This window comes from Micromonospora sp. NPDC005163 (assembly GCF_053599835.1).
Genome location: NZ_JBSFYP010000050.1, coordinates 20012 through 36387 on the forward strand (window position 1 = coordinate 20012; position 16376 = coordinate 36387).

Here is a 16376-nt window from a genome sequence, read left to right on the forward strand (position 1 = left end):
GCCGGACTCTATGGGAGGTGTGATGACCCAGGACATGGCCGGGGTAACGATCGGCGCTCTGCTGAAGCGGGCGATCGAGCGGTCCGGCGACCGCGAGGCCTGTGTGGACGGTTGGCGGCGGCTGACGTACCGCGAGCTTTCCGCGGAAGCGGACCGCTACGGCCGGGCCCTGATGGCGCTCGACATCTCCTCCGGCGACCGCGTCTCGATCTGGATGGGCAACCGGCTGGAATGGGTCTGCTTCTACCTTGCGGCGGCCCGCATCGGCGCGGTGCTCGTGCCGGTGAACACCGGTCTCACCGTGGACGAGGCGGCGTACGTCGTCGGCCAGTCAGACTCGGTGATCCTTGTCGTCGGGGACCGGATCCGGGACCGGGACCTGGCCGCCGATGCGCTCGCGGTGCTCCGGGACGACCGGGTCAGCGCGCACACGGTCGTCGTGGCCGGGGAGGGCTGCCCGGAGGGGGCGCTGCCGCTGGACGATCTGCTCGCGCGGGCGGATGAGACCTCTGAGGCCGACCTTGCCGCACGGCTGTCCACCGTGGACGCCGACGACGTGGTGCTGATGCTCTACACCTCGGGGACGACCGGGTTCCCCAAGGGCGCGATGCACTCGCACAAGGTCATCCGGAACATGTGCGACGCCGCCGACCGGATGCGGATCTCGTCCGAGGACACGCTGGTGCTGTACCTGCCGCTGTTCCACGTCTTCGGCGCCGCGGCCCTGCTCAGCTTCATGTACGCGGGCGGCCGGATCGTGCTGCAGCGGTCGTACGACGTGGCGCAGACGCTGGAGCTGATCGAGCGCGAGCGCGCCACGGTTGTGTACGGCGTCGCCACCATGTACTACGACCAGCTGCAGCACCCGACGTTCCCCTCCCGGGACCTGTCCCGGGTCCGCCTTTGCCTCGTGCCGGGCACCGGCGACCTGATCCGGCTGGTCTCCGAGAAGATCAGCCCCGCCATCAACGTGTACGGGATGACCGAGACAACCTCGATCACCACGCTGGCGGGCATCGAGGACCCGTTCGAGCGGCGGGGAGACACGGTCGGGTACCCGCTGCCCGGGTTCGAGGTGAAGATCGTCGGGCCGGCCGGCGAGTCGCTGCCGGCCGGGGAGAGCGGCGAGCTGGTGGTCCGCGGGCACCCGGTGATGCTCGGCTATTACAAGAAGCCGGAGGCCACCGCGGCCGTCCTCGACGACGAGGGCTGGTTCCGCACCGGGGACCTGGCGGCGCTGACCGAGGACGGGTATGTGCGGTACGGCGGCCGGATCAAGGATATGTACAAGGTCGGCGGTGAAAACGTCGACCCGATCGAGGTCGAGACCGCCCTCCTGCGCCACCCCGCGGTCGCGATGGCCGCGGTCGTCGGCGTGCCGGACGCGCGGCTGGAGGAGGTCGGCGTCGCGTACGTGCAACTACTGCCCGGCACCAGTGTGTCGCCGGAGGAGCTGCGGGAGTTCGTGCTCGGACACCTGGCCCGGTTCAAGGCGCCGCGGCATATCCAGCTGGTCGAGGTGTTCCCGATGACGGCGAGCGGCAAGATCAAGCGGTACCTGCTGCGGAAGCGGTTCCTGGAGGCGCAGACGTGAGCTCGCTGGAGGAGCAGCAGGTGGAGGCATTCGCCCCGGGGCTGCTGCCGGCCCACCTCGGGATGACGATGAAGCGCTGCGGGGACGGCTCCGCGGTGGTCTGCCTGCCGTTCCGGGAGGTACACCGGCAGCACCTCGGCGTGCTCCAGGGCGGGGTCACCGCTACGCTCATCGATGTCGCGATGGCGTGGGCGGTCTCGTCGCTGATCCATCCGCGGTCGGCGCCGACGATCGACCTCAACGTGCAGTACCTACGGCCGGTCGTTGACGAGGATCTGGAGTGTGAGGCCACCGTAATCCGGGCGGGACGGTCCGTCGCCACCGCCCGGGCCGAGGTGACGACGAACACGGGAGCGCTCGTGGCGGTCGGTACGGGGACATTCTTGGTCAGGCCGTCGTGGTAGGACGAGCAGCATGAACATACGGGTAGCCACCGAGCAGGCTCCGCGGACGTCCCGCCGTGCCCTCGCGGAGGAGCAGCGCCGTCGCGCGATCCTCGACGCGGCGACCAGCCTGTTCGACGAGCGCGGGTTCCACGGCGCCACCACCGACGACATCGCCGAGGCGGCCGGGGTCACCAAGCGCACGCTCTACCGGTACATGTCGAGCAAGGAGCAGATCCTCTTCGAGATCCACGACCGTTTCCTGAACCGGACCGTGTTCGAGGAGGTCACCGGGGCGGGCACAGCGGTGGAGCGCTTCGAGCACATGCTCCGCACGCACGTCAACGTGGTCGCCAACCACACGCAGGAGATCCGCGTCTTCATGGAGGAGCGGAAGCACCTACCGGAGGATAAGAAGCAGGAGATCTACCGGGGACGCGACACGTACGAGGCCGTGCTGCGGGACATCCTCACCGACGGCATGGAGTCTGGCGTGTTCGTGCGCGGGGACGTAAGGCTGCTCGCACAGGGCGTGCTGGGCGCGCTCACCGAGATGTACCGCTGGTACCGGCCGCGGCGGAACTCCCGGCCCGACGCCATTGCCCGCGTGGTGAGCGATCTGTTCCTCCGCGGCCTGCTGCCGCCGGGCGCCGACACCGCAGGCGAACCGGCGAGCTGGGTCGAGGGCGTGCCCGAGGTCGGGTCCACCGCGGACTCCGACGAGCCGATGGCTCGGATCATGCACGCGGCGACCGAGCTGTTCAGCACCCGTGGCTACCACGGCACGGCCACCCGCGAGCTCGCCGACGCGGCCGGACTGACCAAGGGCGCGCTGTTCTATCACGTGGGCCACAAGGCGGAGGTGCTGTTCGCGATCCAGAGCGCGGTCGTGGAGGAGGGCATCGCCATGCAGGGCGCGGTGCTCGACACGCCCGGCTCGGCCGCGCAGACGCTCGCCCGGATGGTGGTGGGGCACTTCCGGATCCTGCACAACTACCACCACTCAATGGCGGTGGTGAGCGAGGAGCTGAAGTACCTCGACCCCGAGCCGAAGGCGGCCGTGATCGCGCGGCGCGACCGCTACACCGCGGGGATCCAGGAGCTGCTGCGGGTGGCCAGGGAGGCGGGGGAGCTGCGGGTCACCGACGACCGCGTCGACACGCTGACGATCCTCGGCATGCTGAACTCCACGTACCGCTGGTATCGGCCCGGTGGACGGCTCTCCGCTGACGCGATCGGCGTGCAGCTCAGCGATCTGCTGCTGCACGGGCTGCTGGCGGGGGAGGCACGCTGATGGTCGAGGTGAAGATCGAGGGCCGCTGCGCGTGGGTGAGCCTGGCGCGGCCGGACCGCCGCAACGCGGTGGACCGGCACATGGTCGCGGCGCTGCGGGAAGTCTTCGACGACATGGCGGGCCACGAGGACGTGGACGCGCTCGTGCTGCGCGGCCTCGGTCCGAGCTTCTGCGCCGGCGGGGACATCGCGGAGTTCCGGGAGCTGGGCGAGCTGGGCCCGGCCGAGTGCGAGGCGGTGTTCGCGGGGCATGTCGCGATGCTGGACGCGCTGGGGTCGCTGCCCCAGGTGACGGTCGCGGCGGTGCACGGCGTCGCGGCCGGGCTCGGTGTCTCCCTGGTCAGCCGCTGCGACCTGGCGGTGGCTGCGAGCTCGGCGCGGTTCCTGCTGCCGGAGCTGGCGATCGGGGTCGTGCCGTCGCTCGTGCTAGTGGACGCGCTGCGGGTGATGCCGGACAAGCGTGCCCGGGACTGGCTGCTCACCGGCGGTCAGCGGAGCGCCGCGGAGGCTCTCGCCGCCGGGCTGCTCAGCCGGGTCGTCGAGGACGCGGACCTGGCGGCGGAGGTGGACCGTATCGTCGCGTCGCTCGGCGGCACCTCACCGGTGGCGCTGCGGCGCACCGTCGCGCTGCTCGGGGAGGTGGCGGACGCCCCCGCGGATGCCTGGGGCGCGATCTCGGCCCGGGAGGCCGGGGCCGCGATGGGCAGCGCCGAGGCTCGGGAGGGCGTCCGGGCGTACCTGAAGCGCCGCCCACCCCGCTGGGAGGACGTCAAGGCCGGCTGACACGTTTACCGGGGCTGAATCCGGCGGTGTCCCCAGGTCGGGTTTCCGCGGCGAGTCGCAGCACCAGCTCCCGCACTTGCTGGTCGACCGGTGGCCGGCCGGGCCGGGCGTGCGGGTAGGTCCAGTGCGAGATCAGCTGTCGGTGCCAGCGGAGCAGGGTCGCTGGGGTGACGAAGAACGCCGCCCAGAGCGGGCGGGGCAGCAGCCGCGACAAGGCGGCCAGGACCACCCCGTCGGCCGGTTCGAGATCGGGGCGGTGCACCTCTCGGCGTAGCACCGCCACCTGGTGGCGGAGTACAAGTATCTCGACATCCTTGGCCCCGCCATCGCGGACGATCTGGGTCAACATCTGCAGGACCTGCCGAAGCAGCAGGTACAGAAGGGACGCGGTCATGGCCGCCATCGTGTCGGCCACGCCGGCGGCGAGCATGTGCCGAACCGCAGGTCAGCCGATGTAACCCAATTCTCGAGCCCCACAGGGGCAGGCCTCCTCGCACGGGAGATTGTGGACCCGAGGGTTGTGAACTTCGTCGCGGCTGCCTATGGTCGCCTGAAACCGGTTTCTGTGAGGCCGGTTACGGATTGAGGGAGCGATGGGCAACAGCCGTATGACGGTTCGCGAGATCGCCAGGCTCGCCGGCGTCTCCGTGGCGACCGTCTCGCGCGTCTCCAACGGCACCGGCCAGGTCTCGGAGGAGATGCGGCGACGGGTGCTAGAGGCGATCGAGAAGCACGGATACCGCCCCGACCACCTCGGCCGAGCCCTGGCCGCCGGCCGGCACGGCGCCCTCGGTCTGGTCTTCCCCGGTCTGTCCGGCCCCTACTTCACCGAGCTGATCCAGGGCTTCGAGTCCGAGGCGGTGGGGTCGCGGGCCAGCGTGCACATCCTCTGCACGCACCTGCGCTCCGACTCCGACGACCAGGTGCTGGAGATGGGCCGCCGGGTGGACGGCGTCGCCGTCATGGGTGGCACGATCGCCGACGGGGCGCTGCTCCGGCTCGCCGGGATGGTCCCCGTGGTGGTGGTCGCCGGCGAGGGGCCCGGCGACATCCCCTCGATACGCGCCGACAACGCCGGCAGCATGCTGGCGCTCACCCGTCACCTGCTCGCCGACCACGACCTGCGCGAGCTGACCTTCGTCGGCAACCCGGCCGGCTCGCCCGACGTCAACGAACGCTGGGCCGCCTTCCGGCGGGCGCACCACGACCTCGGCATCGAGCCGCCCAACGAGCCGGTCGCGGTCAGCATGCAGCAGGCCGACGGGTTGCTCGCCGCCGACCAGTTGCTGGGCGGCGACGCACCCCGGCCCGCCGGGGTGGTCTGCGCCAACGACGAGATCGCCCTCGGCGTGCTGGTCGGTGCGCTCGGCCGGGGCCTGCGGGTGCCGCAGGACCTGGTCATCACCGGCTTCGACGACGTGCCGGCCGCCGCCCTCGTCACCCCGTCCCTGACCACCGTCCGGCAACCCGTACGCGAGCTCACCGCCGAGGCGGCCCGGCTGATCCTGCGTGCCGCCGACAAGCCCGGCGACACTCCTGCGGGCAGTCTCGTGCTGCCCACCGAACTCGTCCTGCGCGGCAGTTGCGGCTGCTCGGCGCCTCCGACCGGAGGTACCGGCAGGTGAGTAGCTCACACCCATCGAAACCACCAACCTCCGGAGGTACGAGATGAGAAGTAGGCGGTTAACCGCCGCGGCCGCGGTCGTCCTGGCCGCGTCGGTCGCGCTGGCCGGTTGTGGCCGTGACTCGGGCGGCGGCCAGGACGAGGCGAAGTCCGTCGGCGCGGGAAAGGCGAGCGGGGACATCACCGTCTGGGCGATGGGCACCGAAGGCGAGAAGCTCGCCGAGTTCGCGAAGGAGTTCTCCACCGAGAACCCCGACGCCAAGGTCTCCGTGACGGCGGTGCCCTGGGACGCGGCGCACCAGAAGATCGCGAGCGCCATCGCCGCGAAGCAGACGCCGGACGTGTCGATGATCGGTACCACCTGGCAGGGCGAGTTCGCCAAGACCGGTGCGCTCGACCCGGCCCCGCCGGACCTCATCAAGAAAGACGACTTCTTCCCCGGCGCCTGGGACACCACGATCGTCGACAACACCTCGTACGGCGTCCCCTGGTACGTCGAGACCCGGCTGATCTACTACCGCAAGGACCTGGCCACCAAGGCCGGGTTTCCCGACGGCCCGAAGTCGTGGGACGACCTCAAGGCCATGGCCAAGGGCATGAAGGAGAAGGCCGGCGCCAAGTGGGGCCTCAACCTCCAGCCCGGCAAGACCGGCAGCTGGCAGTCGGTCCTGCCGTTCGCCTGGTCCAACGGCGCGGACGTGGCCAGCGCCGACAAGCTGAGCTTCGACACCTCGGAGATGACCGAGGCGCTCGCCTACTACCAGTCCTTCTTCAAGGAGGGCCTGTCCCCGACCGCGCTGCCGGACGGCTCGCTCGAGCCCGGCTTCGTCAAGGGTGAGATCGGCTCCTTCATCTCCGGCCCATGGCACATGGGCATCGTCGAGGAGCAGGGCGGCGCCGGCTTCAAGGACAAGTACGCGGTCGCGCAGATGCCGACGAAGAAGTCGTCGACCTCGTTCATCGGCGGCAGCAATCTCGCGGTCTTCAAGGATGCCAAGAACCGCGACGGCGGCTGGAAGTTCGTGCAGTGGCTGAGCCGGCCCGAGGTGCAGGTCAGGTGGTACCAGGCGGTCAAGGACCTGCCCGCGGTGCAGTCGGCCTGGAACGACCCGACGCTGTCCGGCGACACGTTCCTGACCACGTTCGGCCAGCAGCTCAAGAGCGCCAAGGCGCCGCCGGCGATCACGACCTGGGAGCAGATCGCGGCTGCCTTCGACCTTGAGGCCGAGAAGCTGTGCAAGCAGAATGCGGACCCGGCCGCGACCGCCAAGGCGATCCAGGAGAGAGCGAGCGCCATCGGGACCGGGAGCTGACATGGCCGCCGCCCCCGCGGCGACGGCACCGGCGCGACCGGCCGGGGCGACGAGCCCCGACCGGCCCGCCGGGTCGGTCCGGCGGCGGCAGCGCCTGCAGCGGGCGCTGACCGGCTGGGCCTTCTCTGCGCCCTTCACCGTGTTGTTCCTCGTGTTCATGGCACTGCCGGTGGTGGTCTCGCTGCTCATGAGCTTCACCGACCTGCGCTCCACCGACCTGCGCCACCCGCTGGCCGTCAACGTCGTCGGCATCGACAACTACACCCGCCTGTTCTCTGATCAACTGTTCCTGCGCTCGTCGGTCAACACCCTGGTCTTCGTCGTCATCGGCGTGCCGCTGACGATGGTGCTGGCCCTGGCCGCCGCGACCGCGCTCAACTCCGGGCTCGTACGCTTCCGCGCGCTGTTCCGGGTCGGCTTCTACCTGCCGGTCGTGACCAGCATCGTGGCGATCGCGGTGGTCTGGCGCTTCCTGCTCGATCCCGAGATCGGGCTGGTCAACAACCTGCTGCGCCTGGTCGGGGTCGACGGGCCGAACTGGCTGTACGACACCACGCTCGCGCTGCCGTCGCTGATCGTCATGGCGGCCTGGCGCAACTTCGGTTTCCTGATGGTGATCTTCCTGGCCGGACTCCAGGCGGTGCCGGCCGACCTCTACGAGGCGGCGACGCTCGACGGCGCGACGCGGTGGCAGCAGTTCCGCAACGTCACCGTGCCGATGCTCCGGCCGACGCTGCTCTTCGCCGGGGTGATCACCGGCATCGGCTATCTCCAGTTCTTCGAGGAGCCGCTCGTCATGACGCAGGGCGGCCCGCTCTCCTCGACGCTGTCGGTGTCGTTCCACATCTACAACCAGTTCGGCTTCGGCAACTACGGCTACGCGGCCGCCGCCAGCTACGTGCTCTTTCTGGCGATCGTGGCGCTGTCGGTCGTGCAGTTCCGCCTGCTGGGGGAGAGGAAGAGGAACTGACGATGGCCACGAAGGACACCACCCTGCGTACCCGCGATCGGGTTGCGAAGGCCGCGCTCTACGCCGTCCTGCTCCTCGGGCTACTCGCCGTGGCCGGACCGTTCCTCTGGATGGCATTGTCATCGCTCAAGCCGGAGCGGGAGATCCGCGACGTGCCGCCGACCTGGTGGCCCGAGACGGTCACGCTCGACAACTTCCGTGGGCTGTTCTCCCGGCTCGACTTTCCGCTCTACTTCTTCAACTCCGCACTGGTCGCGACGCTGGTCATGGTCGGCAACCTGCTGTTCTGCTCGCTCGTCGGGTACGCATTGGCCAAGCTGCGGTACCCCGGCAAGCGGGCGCTCTTCCTGGCCGTGCTCGGCATGCTCATGGTGCCCGGCATGGTCACCTTCGTCCCGCAGTTCGTGCTGGTCAGCAACATGGGCCTGACCAACACGTACGCCGGCCTGATCCTGCCGTTCCTCGTCGGACCGTTCGGCGTGTTCCTCATGCGGCAGTTCCTCCAGTCGATCCCCGACGAGCTCATCGAGGCCGCCAGGGTCGACGGCGCCGGCGAGTTCCGGATCTTCTGGCGGGTGGTGCTTCCGCTGTGCCGGCCGGCACTGGCCACCCTCGGGATCCTCACGTTCCTCGCGTCCTGGAACAACTTCCTGTGGCCCCTCGTGGTCGCCACCACGGAGGACAAGTACACGTTGCCGGTCGCCCTCGCGCTCTACAGCGTCGGCGAGAACGAACGCAACTACGGGCTGCTCCTCGCCGGCGCGGTCGTCGTGGTGCTCCCGGTGCTCATCGTGTTCCTGTTCCTCCAGCGGCACTTCCTGCGCGGCATCGCGACCACCGGAATCAAGTGACCATCCCCGAACCAGACAAGGAGACCCATGCGACGCCTTCTCGCACCGCTGCTCGCGCTGGCACTCGTGCTGGCAGGCGGCCCGGCCGCCGTCGCGGCACCCGGCGAGCGCGGCCCCGACCGGGCACTGCTCCGCTACGCCACGGACACCTGGCGGTCGATGGCCGCCATGACCGACCCCGGCACCGGCCTGGTCGCCGACAACATCACCGGCGACCTTGCCGCCGGCGGCCGCGCCACCTACACGTCCCCCACCAACATCGGCGGCTACCTGTGGTCTGCGGTGGTCGCCAGTAGGCTCGGCATCATCTCGCGGGCCGAAGCCCGCCAGCGGATCGCCAGGACCCTCGACACGCTCGCCCGGCTCAAGCATCACACCGCGTCGGGCATGTACTACAACTGGTACGACCCGCGAGACGGCTCGGTCGTCACGGTATGGCCCGACAACGGCGACCCGGTCTATCCCTTTATGTCGAGCGTGGACAACGGCTGGCTGGCGGCCGCGCTCAACGTGGTCAAGGGCGCCGTGCCGGAGCTGCGCGGCAAGGCCGACGCGATCCTGCGAAAGATGAACTTCGGCTTCTACTACAACCCGGCGGCGTCGACGCCGTTCGGGGCCAGCGGCCTGATCGCCGGCGGCTTCTGGGACGCGCCGCCCCCCGGGTGCTCGCAGCAGCGCGACGGCGTCTGGTTCACCTGCAACCACTACGACATCACCGTCACCGAGCCCCGCATCGCGACGTACCTCGGCATCGCGATGGGCCAGATCCCACCGAAGGCCTACTACAACACGATGCGCACCCTGCCGGCCACCTGCGACTGGAGCTGGCACGAGATGCAGCCGGTCGGCTTCGACACCACCTACGAGGGCGTGCCGGTGTACGAGGGCGCGTACCGGTACCGCGGCATCCAGTTCGTACCCAGCTGGGGTGGCGACATGTTCGAGGCCCTGATGCCGGACCTGTTCGTGCCCGAAGCGCAGTGGGCCCCCAACAGCTGGGGCCGCAACCATCCCGCGACGGTCGCCGGCCAGATTGAGCACGGGATGAACGACGCCGGGTACGGATACTGGGGCTTTTCCCCGGCGAGCGACCCGGCCGGCGGTTACCAGGCCTGGGGCGTCGACGCGATAGGCATGGACACCGACGGCTACCCGTCCGACATGGAGCGCTCGAAGTACGACGCCGGGTTCGGTGACTGCCGCCCAGCCGGCCCGGACCCCGACTACGGCGACGGCGTGGTGACCCCGCACGCGGCGTTCCTCGCCCTCCCGTACGCCAAGGCAGCGGTCGTCGACAACCTCGCCCGCCTCAGGGCCAACTTCGACTCGTACGGTCCCGGCGGCTTCTACGACGCGATCGCGGTCGGCAGCGGCACCGTGGCCAAGCGCTACCTCTCGCTCGATCAAGCCATGATCATGGGTGCGCTCGGCAACGAGCTCGCCAACGACCTCCTGCGCCGCGCGTTCGTCTCGCCACAGTTCGAACGCCGGATCCGTCCACTGATCGCACAGGAGACCTTCAACGTGCCGGCCAACCAGAGCCTTCCACAGCTGCGTGGGGCCGCCTGACGGCGCCGGAAAAGGTAACGGTCGACCTGCCCAACCCGTCGCGGTGCAGCGAAGTAGGGCCCACGGCCACGCGCCGTAGGGCGCTACTTCCGCAATCGAGCACGATCCTTCGAGTGGTCGGCACCGCGGGAGCCGAGCCGAGGCCGGCCGGTCCGCGGACCTGGCTGCCCGATACCCCGGCCGACGACGCACCGGGGTGGGCAGGGATCAGGCCCCGGGGACCTCCACCAGCACCGCGCCGGGCTGCGGCAGGTCCAGCTCGATCACCGCCGCTCCAGCGTCTGTGGAGGGCTGCACCTTCTCCGCCGCGACCTGGTCGGCGGCGCGCAGCGCGGCCCACTGCTCATCGGTCGGCCACTCGGCGACGCCCAACCGGTCGGCGAGGGTGGTGATGTCACCGTGCTCCCGGTCGAGCCGGGAAACCAGGGCGGGCCGTCCGGCCGCGCCGTCGATGACCAACCGGATCCGCCGGGCCAGCGCCGGGTCTCCGTCCCGCTTGCCCTGGTCGAGGGTGGACACCCAGACCAGGATCGCCAGGCTGCCGTCGCCGCGCCGGCTGGCCCAGCTCTGCACCAGACCGTCCGCGCCGTCGCCGGCGGCCCGTACCGGCAGTTCGGTCTCGCCGAGTTGCGCGAGCATCCGCAGCGCGTGGTAGCGCGGCTTGGCGATACCGCCGACAGTGAGCAGGCCGAACCCGCCGTGCAGCAGCCTCGGCGGCCGGCCGAGTTCCTCGAAGTGATCGCTGGCCACCCAGTAGGACAGCGCCTCGACCCTGCCTGCGGCCGACCGCATGCCGGTGAGCAGGAACGTGGCGGCCGAGGTACCGTCGCTGATCGGGTGGAAGTGGGTGGGGGTGACGCCCCACTCGGTCCACAGGATCCGCGCGTCGGGGAAGCCGAGGCGGGCCAGAGTGGGCCGCAGGTCCAGCGGCGGGCTGCCGTACGTGTGGGTGGAGACGAAGTCCACCGGTGCGCCGGACCGTACGGCATGCTCCAGCAGCGCGTCCACCCAGCCAGCGGCCGCCGACGAGGGCCCACCGACCGGGATCCGCGGGTCGACGTCCTTGACCGCGCGGGCGGTCACGTCGTACAGCCGCATCCATTCTTCGTGGCTGCCGCTCCAGAAGACCTCCAGGTTGGCCTCGTTCCACACCTCGAAGTCCCAACCGAGCACCTGCTCGCCGTACCGGTCCAGCAGGTGGGTCACCAGCGCCCGAACGAGCCCCGACCACCGGTCCCAGTCGCGCGGCGGGGAAATGATGCCGCGATAGTTGAAGACGGTGCGGTCCGGATCGCTGGCCAGATCGCGGGGCATGAACCCGATCTCCACCACCGGCGTCATTCCGACGCCCAGGAGTAGATCGTAAATCTGGTCCACGCGGCTGAAGTCGTACACCGGCTCGCCGTCGACCTCGCGGTAGACGCCGAGGTCGTCGTGCAGGATCGCGTGCGCCCGCACGGCGGTCACGCCGATCTCCTCGCGTACCCGGCGGAGCGCGGCCAGCAGTTCGATGCCGATCTCCCGGCCGCCTGAGTGGTCCCGGCAGAGCAGTTGGGACAGCCGCTCGCTGCCGATCATCGGCTGCCAGGGACGGTGCAGGGTGGTGCCCGGGGCGTCCGCGTCGAGGCGCAGCGTGACGGTGCCTGGTTCGCCGGCGCCGGGCAGGGCGGCCGCCGTGACCGGGTCGCTCAGCGCGCTGGTCACGGTCACCTCGGGTACGGCAGCCACCGCATACGCATACCGCTCGCCCGGCGTGCCGGTGGTGTCGACGTACCAGGTGTCGGGAACGGAGAGCACGTCGCCGCCGAGGTGGTCCAGCGGGGTGAACGGGCCGGACACCCGATCGCCATCCAGCGTTGCACGATGCACCAGGTAGCCGACCGTGCCGTCGACGGGATGCCAGGAGAGGCGGACGTGTCCGCGGCCGGGGGTGGCGGTGAGGCGGGCCGGTGGTGGTAGGTCGGGTAGCGCGGCCGTGTCGCCTTCGTCGCTGCGGCGGGCGATGCGGGCTTCCCAATCGGTCCGGGCGTCGGACGGCTGGGGTCCGCTGGTGTTCGTCACCGGGTACCTCCTGGCGGTCTTGATTGAACCGGTTCGACGAATGTAACCGGTTACCGTCCGTCGTGCGATCCCGCTACCCGCCGCCGGACGACCCCGCGGCGCTGCATGCCGCCCTGAACGACACGCTGGTGTTCGTGTCCAGCGACGGCGAGGCCGCGCGGGTGTTCGTCCACCACCACAACGTCCTCGACGCGGCCACGCGGACCGGGGTCGGGCACGTGGTGCTGCTCAGCGGCCTCGACGCGGATGTGACCTCCCCGTTCTGCTACGCGTACACCAACGGCCACACCGAGCGGCTGCTCCGCGCCTCCGGCCTCCCGTACCCCATCGCGCGCCGGCCTCTTCACCGAGTTCCTCGTCGGCCTGATACCGGGCGGTGTGGGACGCCGACGTCGTCCGCGACGACCTGCGGCAGCTGATCGCCGACCGGTTCGGTGGCCCGAACGCGGTGCTGGTGGTCGATGAAACCGGCGATCTGAAGAAGGGCACGCCATGGTGATGACTCGCACGAGCTTCAAGTCGCGCATGTCGTCGCGGACCTCGGCGAGGACCAGCCGCCGAGGTTATAGAAAAAAATGCTCACCTGGCGTTGGCAATTCGATTGTCCGCGGCGATCCAGTTCGTCTCCCATGTCTTCCCGCCGTCGTCTGAGAAGGCCTGTTCGGACCTCGCCTTGTCCGGCCCCTGCCGGAAGATGAGGAAACGCGCCCTGATCGCGCGTCCCCCGAGCTGGTCGTCGCCGTAGAACTCGCCCACACCGTCGTGGAACCCGCCATGCACGGACGGGGTGAGCAGTCCATCGCGGAGGTTCACGAAGGTCAGGCTCCAGCGCCCCGGCTGGGGCTCATAGAGCCGCAGATTGAGGCCCTCGATCCTTCCGTTCGGCCCCGAGACCGTAAGCTCGACGACATTCGCACGCCGGTCCAGCAGTGACGTGATCTCAACAAGAATCCGGGTGACCGGATAGGTCGTTGGCCGCCAGAGGTGTCCATGGTGGAGGCTGGTAGGTTGGCGGATCGTGTTCGCCGAGTCGCCGCAGCCGCCGTCGTATGACGAGTTGCTGGCGTTTGAACGCGGTGTTGGTGGCCCGGTTGGAGCAGGCCCTCGGCCGGATCGCCGAGTTGGAGGCCCGGCTGGGTATGTCGTCGAGGAACTCGTCGAAGCCACCCTCGTCGGATGGCCTGGTCAAGCCCGCGCCGAAGTCGCTGCGGAAGAAGACCGGTCGGGGACCGGGACGCCCGCCGGGGCAGCCCGGGTCGACCTTGGAGCGCGTCGCCGTGCCGGACGTCACGGTGCGGCATGTCCCGGCGGCGTGTGCCAGCTGCGGTGCCGGTCTGGGTGACGACGCGACGCAGGTGGGAGTACTGATCCGGCAGGTGTTCGGCATTCCGAGCCGAGACTGGTCGTGACCCAGCACGAGATCATCACCGTGGCTTGCCCGTGTGGGCACCACACCCAGGCCGGCGTACCTGCGCAGGCGAGCGCGCCGGTGGCGTACGGGCCGCGGATCGCCGCCCTGGGGGTGTACCTGCTGCACGGGCAGTTCCTGTCGATCGGGCGCACCGCGCAGACCCTGGCCGAGGTGTTCGCCGCGCCGGTCAGCGCGGGCACCGTGGCGTGCTGGGTGAAACGCGCCGCCCTGGGCGTCATCGACACGGTCCTACCGGTGATCCGCGACCGGATCACCGCGGCGCCGGTGGCGCATTTCGACGAGACCGGGTGGCGCACCGCCGGTGGGCTGGGCTGGTTGCACTCCGCGTCCACCCCCACCGATGTCCTGTACACCGCGCACCCGAAACGGGGGACCGCGGCGATGAACGACGCCGGGATCCTGCCCGTGTTCACCGGGATCGCCGTGCATGACGCGTGGGCGCCCTACGACACCTACACCCAAGCCACGCACGCCCTGTGCAACGCCCACGTCCTGCGCGAACTGGTCTACGTCGTGGACAACGCCGACACCCTCATCGCCGCATACGCCCAGCAGGCAATCACCGCCCTGCTGGAGTTGAAAACACTGGCCGACACCGCCGCCACCACCGGCACGGCCCTCGACGCGGCCGCCACCACCGAACACACCCACCGGCTGCGATCCGCCGTCGTCCTCGCCGCGAACGCCACCGCGGGCGCCGGGGAACAGGCTGTCATCGGCCGGTGCGGTGCGTAGGGTCCGGCGTTCGGTGCGACCGTGTCCGCGGTCGTCGTCGACGTGCGTGTGGTCGGCGAACTCGGTGTCGGTACCGCGTAGCAGCGCCTGGGCGGCCTGGTAGGCGAGGGGCTGATTCCCCTTCAAGACCAGAAGGTAGTGGGCGTCGAGGACCTCGGTGATCAGGCGGGCGGTCTTCTTCGTCGTGTGCAGTGTGTCCAAGGTCAGCATCATCCCGGCCACATCGAGGGGTGCCAGCAGGTCGGCGACCACCGTGTTCTCGCCGCGTTTGTCCGGGACCTGGCGTTGGCCCAGGATCACGCCGCCGTGGTGGGTGATCGACGCGACCAGGAACACCTGCCCGGTCGGGGTGCGGGTCCCGCGCAGGAGTTACCCGTCGACCGCGGCGGCGGGCAGCAGCCCGGCCGGCCGCGGGTGGGTCACCGCCCGCTGCTCGGCCCGGCGCTGCTCCCGTTCGAGGGGTCCCGCGGTGGCCGCGATGACCGGGACGGGCGCATCGCCTCGCACGACGTCCGCGGCGTATCCGCAGGTCGCCGTATCGAGGGCGTCACCGTCCAGACCGGCCAGGACCCGGCGGAAGGTCCGTTCGCTGGGCACGGTGTACCGGCCGAGCAGCGGGTCGAACCGGGCCCCGATCCGGTGCAGGACATCTTGCGGGGTACCCGCCGCCCACTGCCGGATCGCCGCCACGGAGTCGTTGCCCACCACCAAGGTTGCGCACGCGGTCAGGACCAGGATCACCACGAGCCGGTGGCGAAGACCCCGCAGCCGGCGCGGGTTGGGTACCTGCCCTAGACGGTTGAGCAGCGATGACGGCACCGACAACGGGTCCGTGGCAAGTTCGGCCTCCCAGAGGGCCAGATCCGCGAGGTGGTCAACAGCAGGGCTGATCGGGGAAGATGAGGACACGAGCGCGGCTCCTGAAACGATCTTCTGGCGTAGGCACCCGAAAGATCATCAGAAGTCGCGCTCGTCCCACAACTCCACCCCCAAAACGTGAACAGACCACCGCAAGTCGGCACAACGCCGGGGCCGTGGCCGACGGCTCAGTCATCAGCGAGCTGCACCGTCAGCACCGGGCGACCGAGTTCAAGAAATTCCTGATCACCATCGACAAGAGCGTCCCGGCCGAGCTCGACGTGCACCTGATCTGCGACAACTACGGCACCCACAAAACGCCGGCAGTACGTGCCTGGCTGGCGAAACACCCGCGGTTCCACATGCGCTTCACCCCGACCGGCTCATCATGGATCAACCAGGTCGAACGCTGGTTCGGCTTCCTTACCGACCAGAAAGTCCGCCGCGGAACCCACAAAAGCGTCCAGGCCCTTGGAGCTGACATCCGATCCTGGATCGCCGACTGGAACAGCAACCCCCGACCGTTCATCTGGACCAAGACCGCCGAAGAGATCCTCGAATCACTCGCGCGATTTTGTAGGCGAATTTCCGGCGCGGCACACTAGCCGCGCCAGGCCGAGACGACCCTCCGCAAGCCGGATGACCTCGGACGACACCCGATTCCGACCGGCTTGCCGAGAGTTCACACCGAAGGCGTCTATCTCGTTGTAGTCGGACACAGTGGTCGTCCTCGCGCGTCGAAGGGCTCAGTTGCCAGCCGCCGGTCGACGCGTCTGGGTCGCGCGGCGGCCGGCCCTCGGCCGGGTCTACCGGTGATCTTCTCTCATGATCAGCACGGCATGGTCACTGATTGTGATCGGAACGACCTATTGATCCGTCTGCTAAACCGGTCTAGCATTCCCCAAACCGG

At 69.7% G+C, this 16376-nt stretch carries 17 protein-coding genes and 2 pseudogenes; 14 read left to right on the forward strand and 5 right to left on the reverse strand.

Annotated features, from left to right (window positions below; all coding sequences use genetic code 11):
* Positions 1-22: 22 nt before the first annotated feature.
* From ACWD6N_RS27325 to ACWD6N_RS27340, 4 genes are read left to right on the forward strand one after another with little or no spacing between them, the layout of a single operon-like run.
* Entirely contained in the window at positions 23-1594 is a 1572-nt protein-coding gene (locus tag ACWD6N_RS27325) for an AMP-binding protein (protein WP_354967786.1), read from the forward strand.
* Positions 1591-1998: a PaaI family thioesterase gene (locus ACWD6N_RS27330; RefSeq protein WP_354967785.1), complete on the forward strand. Its 408-nt coding sequence runs from the start codon at positions 1591-1593 to the stop codon at positions 1996-1998. Before ACWD6N_RS27325 ends, ACWD6N_RS27330 begins: the two co-directional genes overlap by 4 nt.
* Before the next feature lie 10 nt (positions 1999-2008).
* Complete coding sequence (locus tag ACWD6N_RS27335) at positions 2009-3271, forward strand: TetR family transcriptional regulator (protein WP_354967784.1); 1263 nt, start codon at positions 2009-2011, stop codon at positions 3269-3271.
* A complete protein-coding gene (locus ACWD6N_RS27340; RefSeq protein ID WP_354967783.1) occupies positions 3271-4053 on the forward strand; it encodes an enoyl-CoA hydratase/isomerase family protein in 783 nt (260 codons plus the stop codon). Before ACWD6N_RS27335 ends, ACWD6N_RS27340 begins: the two co-directional genes overlap by 1 nt.
* Here the strand turns inward: ACWD6N_RS27340 and ACWD6N_RS27345 are convergent.
* Positions 4040-4447, reverse strand: a complete 408-nt coding sequence (locus ACWD6N_RS27345) for a hypothetical protein (RefSeq protein ID WP_354967782.1) — start codon at positions 4445-4447, stop codon at positions 4040-4042. The genes ACWD6N_RS27340 and ACWD6N_RS27345 overlap by 14 nt on opposite strands.
* A gap of 199 nt (positions 4448-4646) precedes the next feature.
* Here ACWD6N_RS27345 and ACWD6N_RS27350 point away from each other — a divergent pair, with 199 nt between their 5' ends.
* From ACWD6N_RS27350 to ACWD6N_RS27370, 5 genes are read left to right on the forward strand one after another with little or no spacing between them, the layout of a single operon-like run.
* The gene (locus tag ACWD6N_RS27350; protein ID WP_354967781.1) at positions 4647-5678 is read left to right on the forward strand and encodes a LacI family DNA-binding transcriptional regulator; all 1032 of its coding nucleotides are present in this window, start codon (positions 4647-4649) and stop codon (positions 5676-5678) included.
* A 43-nt stretch (positions 5679-5721) separates the two neighbouring features.
* The gene (locus ACWD6N_RS27355; RefSeq protein WP_354967780.1) at positions 5722-6990 is read left to right on the forward strand and encodes a sugar ABC transporter substrate-binding protein; all 1269 of its coding nucleotides are present in this window, start codon (positions 5722-5724) and stop codon (positions 6988-6990) included.
* 1 nt (position 6991) lies between these two features.
* The gene (locus tag ACWD6N_RS27360; protein ID WP_450005256.1) at positions 6992-7960 is read left to right on the forward strand and encodes a carbohydrate ABC transporter permease; all 969 of its coding nucleotides are present in this window, start codon (positions 6992-6994) and stop codon (positions 7958-7960) included.
* A 2-nt stretch (positions 7961-7962) separates the two neighbouring features.
* Entirely contained in the window at positions 7963-8811 is an 849-nt protein-coding gene (locus tag ACWD6N_RS27365) for a carbohydrate ABC transporter permease (RefSeq protein ID WP_354967778.1), read from the forward strand.
* Positions 8812-8838: 27 nt separating this feature from the next.
* Positions 8839-10380, forward strand: a complete 1542-nt coding sequence (locus tag ACWD6N_RS27370; RefSeq protein ID WP_354967777.1) for a glucoamylase family protein — start codon at positions 8839-8841, stop codon at positions 10378-10380.
* Positions 10381-10587: 207 nt separating this feature from the next.
* On the opposite strand, the gene ACWD6N_RS27375 is transcribed toward ACWD6N_RS27370, so the two are convergent.
* Positions 10588-12441 (reverse strand): GH39 family glycosyl hydrolase, encoded by a 1854-nt coding sequence (locus ACWD6N_RS27375; RefSeq protein WP_354967776.1) that lies wholly within the window; start codon positions 12439-12441, stop codon positions 10588-10590.
* A 62-nt stretch (positions 12442-12503) separates the two neighbouring features.
* On the opposite strand from ACWD6N_RS27375, the gene ACWD6N_RS27380 reads away from it, so the two are divergent.
* Both ACWD6N_RS27380 and ACWD6N_RS27385 read left to right on the forward strand, forming a co-directional pair.
* Positions 12504-12860, forward strand: coding sequence for a Rossmann-fold NAD(P)-binding domain-containing protein (locus tag ACWD6N_RS27380; protein WP_354967775.1), 357 nt, complete (start codon positions 12504-12506; stop codon positions 12858-12860).
* Positions 12815-12931, forward strand: a pseudogene (locus tag ACWD6N_RS27385) (IS701 family transposase); the annotation flags it as partial. The gene ACWD6N_RS27380 and the pseudogene ACWD6N_RS27385, both read left to right, overlap by 46 nt.
* A gap of 89 nt (positions 12932-13020) precedes the next feature.
* Here the strand turns inward: ACWD6N_RS27385 and ACWD6N_RS27390 are convergent.
* A complete protein-coding gene (locus ACWD6N_RS27390) occupies positions 13021-13254 on the reverse strand; it encodes a hypothetical protein (RefSeq protein ID WP_354967774.1) in 234 nt (77 codons plus the stop codon).
* A 263-nt stretch (positions 13255-13517) separates the two neighbouring features.
* Between ACWD6N_RS27390 and ACWD6N_RS27395 the strand changes: the two genes are divergently transcribed.
* Positions 13518-13850, forward strand: coding sequence for a DUF6444 domain-containing protein (locus ACWD6N_RS27395; RefSeq protein WP_354967811.1), 333 nt, complete (start codon positions 13518-13520; stop codon positions 13848-13850).
* Entirely contained in the window at positions 13847-14608 is a 762-nt protein-coding gene (locus tag ACWD6N_RS27400; protein ID WP_354967773.1) for an IS66 family transposase, read from the forward strand. The genes ACWD6N_RS27395 and ACWD6N_RS27400 overlap by 4 nt, the downstream gene beginning before the upstream one ends.
* A 36-nt stretch (positions 14609-14644) precedes the next feature.
* Here the strand turns inward: ACWD6N_RS27400 and ACWD6N_RS27405 are convergent.
* Both ACWD6N_RS27405 and ACWD6N_RS27410 read right to left on the reverse strand, forming a co-directional pair.
* A pseudogene (locus tag ACWD6N_RS27405) lies at positions 14645-14944 on the reverse strand (hypothetical protein); the annotation flags it as partial.
* 33 nt (positions 14945-14977) lie between these two features.
* Positions 14978-15517 carry a transposase family protein gene (locus ACWD6N_RS27410; RefSeq protein WP_354967772.1) on the reverse strand — a complete coding sequence of 180 codons (540 nt, stop codon included), beginning with the start codon at positions 15515-15517 and terminating at the stop codon, positions 14978-14980.
* A gap of 125 nt (positions 15518-15642) precedes the next feature.
* Here ACWD6N_RS27410 and ACWD6N_RS27415 point away from each other — a divergent pair, with 125 nt between their 5' ends.
* A complete protein-coding gene (locus tag ACWD6N_RS27415) occupies positions 15643-16071 on the forward strand; it encodes a transposase (protein ID WP_387328803.1) in 429 nt (142 codons plus the stop codon).
* Positions 16072-16376 lie beyond the last annotated feature (305 nt).

Bases quoted from the DNA above. Each gene is read 5' to 3' on its own strand.
- ACWD6N_RS27355 (WP_354967780.1), top strand. From the start codon at position 5,722: ATGAGAAGTAGGCGGTTAACCGCCGCGGCCGCGGTCGTCCTGGCCGCG.
- ACWD6N_RS27370 (WP_354967777.1), top strand. From the start codon at position 8,839: ATGCGACGCCTTCTCGCACCGCTGCTCGCGCTGGCACTCGTGCTGGCA.
- ACWD6N_RS27350 (WP_354967781.1), top strand. From the start codon at position 4,647: ATGGGCAACAGCCGTATGACGGTTCGCGAGATCGCCAGGCTCGCCGGC.
- ACWD6N_RS27365 (WP_354967778.1), top strand. From the start codon at position 7,963: ATGGCCACGAAGGACACCACCCTGCGTACCCGCGATCGGGTTGCGAAG.
- ACWD6N_RS27340 (WP_354967783.1), top strand. From the start codon at position 3,271: ATGGTCGAGGTGAAGATCGAGGGCCGCTGCGCGTGGGTGAGCCTGGCG.
- ACWD6N_RS27360 (WP_450005256.1), top strand. From the start codon at position 6,992: ATGGCCGCCGCCCCCGCGGCGACGGCACCGGCGCGACCGGCCGGGGCG.
- ACWD6N_RS27335 (WP_354967784.1), top strand. From the start codon at position 2,009: ATGAACATACGGGTAGCCACCGAGCAGGCTCCGCGGACGTCCCGCCGT.
- ACWD6N_RS27345 (WP_354967782.1), bottom strand. From the start codon at position 4,447: ATGACCGCGTCCCTTCTGTACCTGCTGCTTCGGCAGGTCCTGCAGATG.
- ACWD6N_RS27325 (WP_354967786.1), top strand. From the start codon at position 23: ATGACCCAGGACATGGCCGGGGTAACGATCGGCGCTCTGCTGAAGCGG.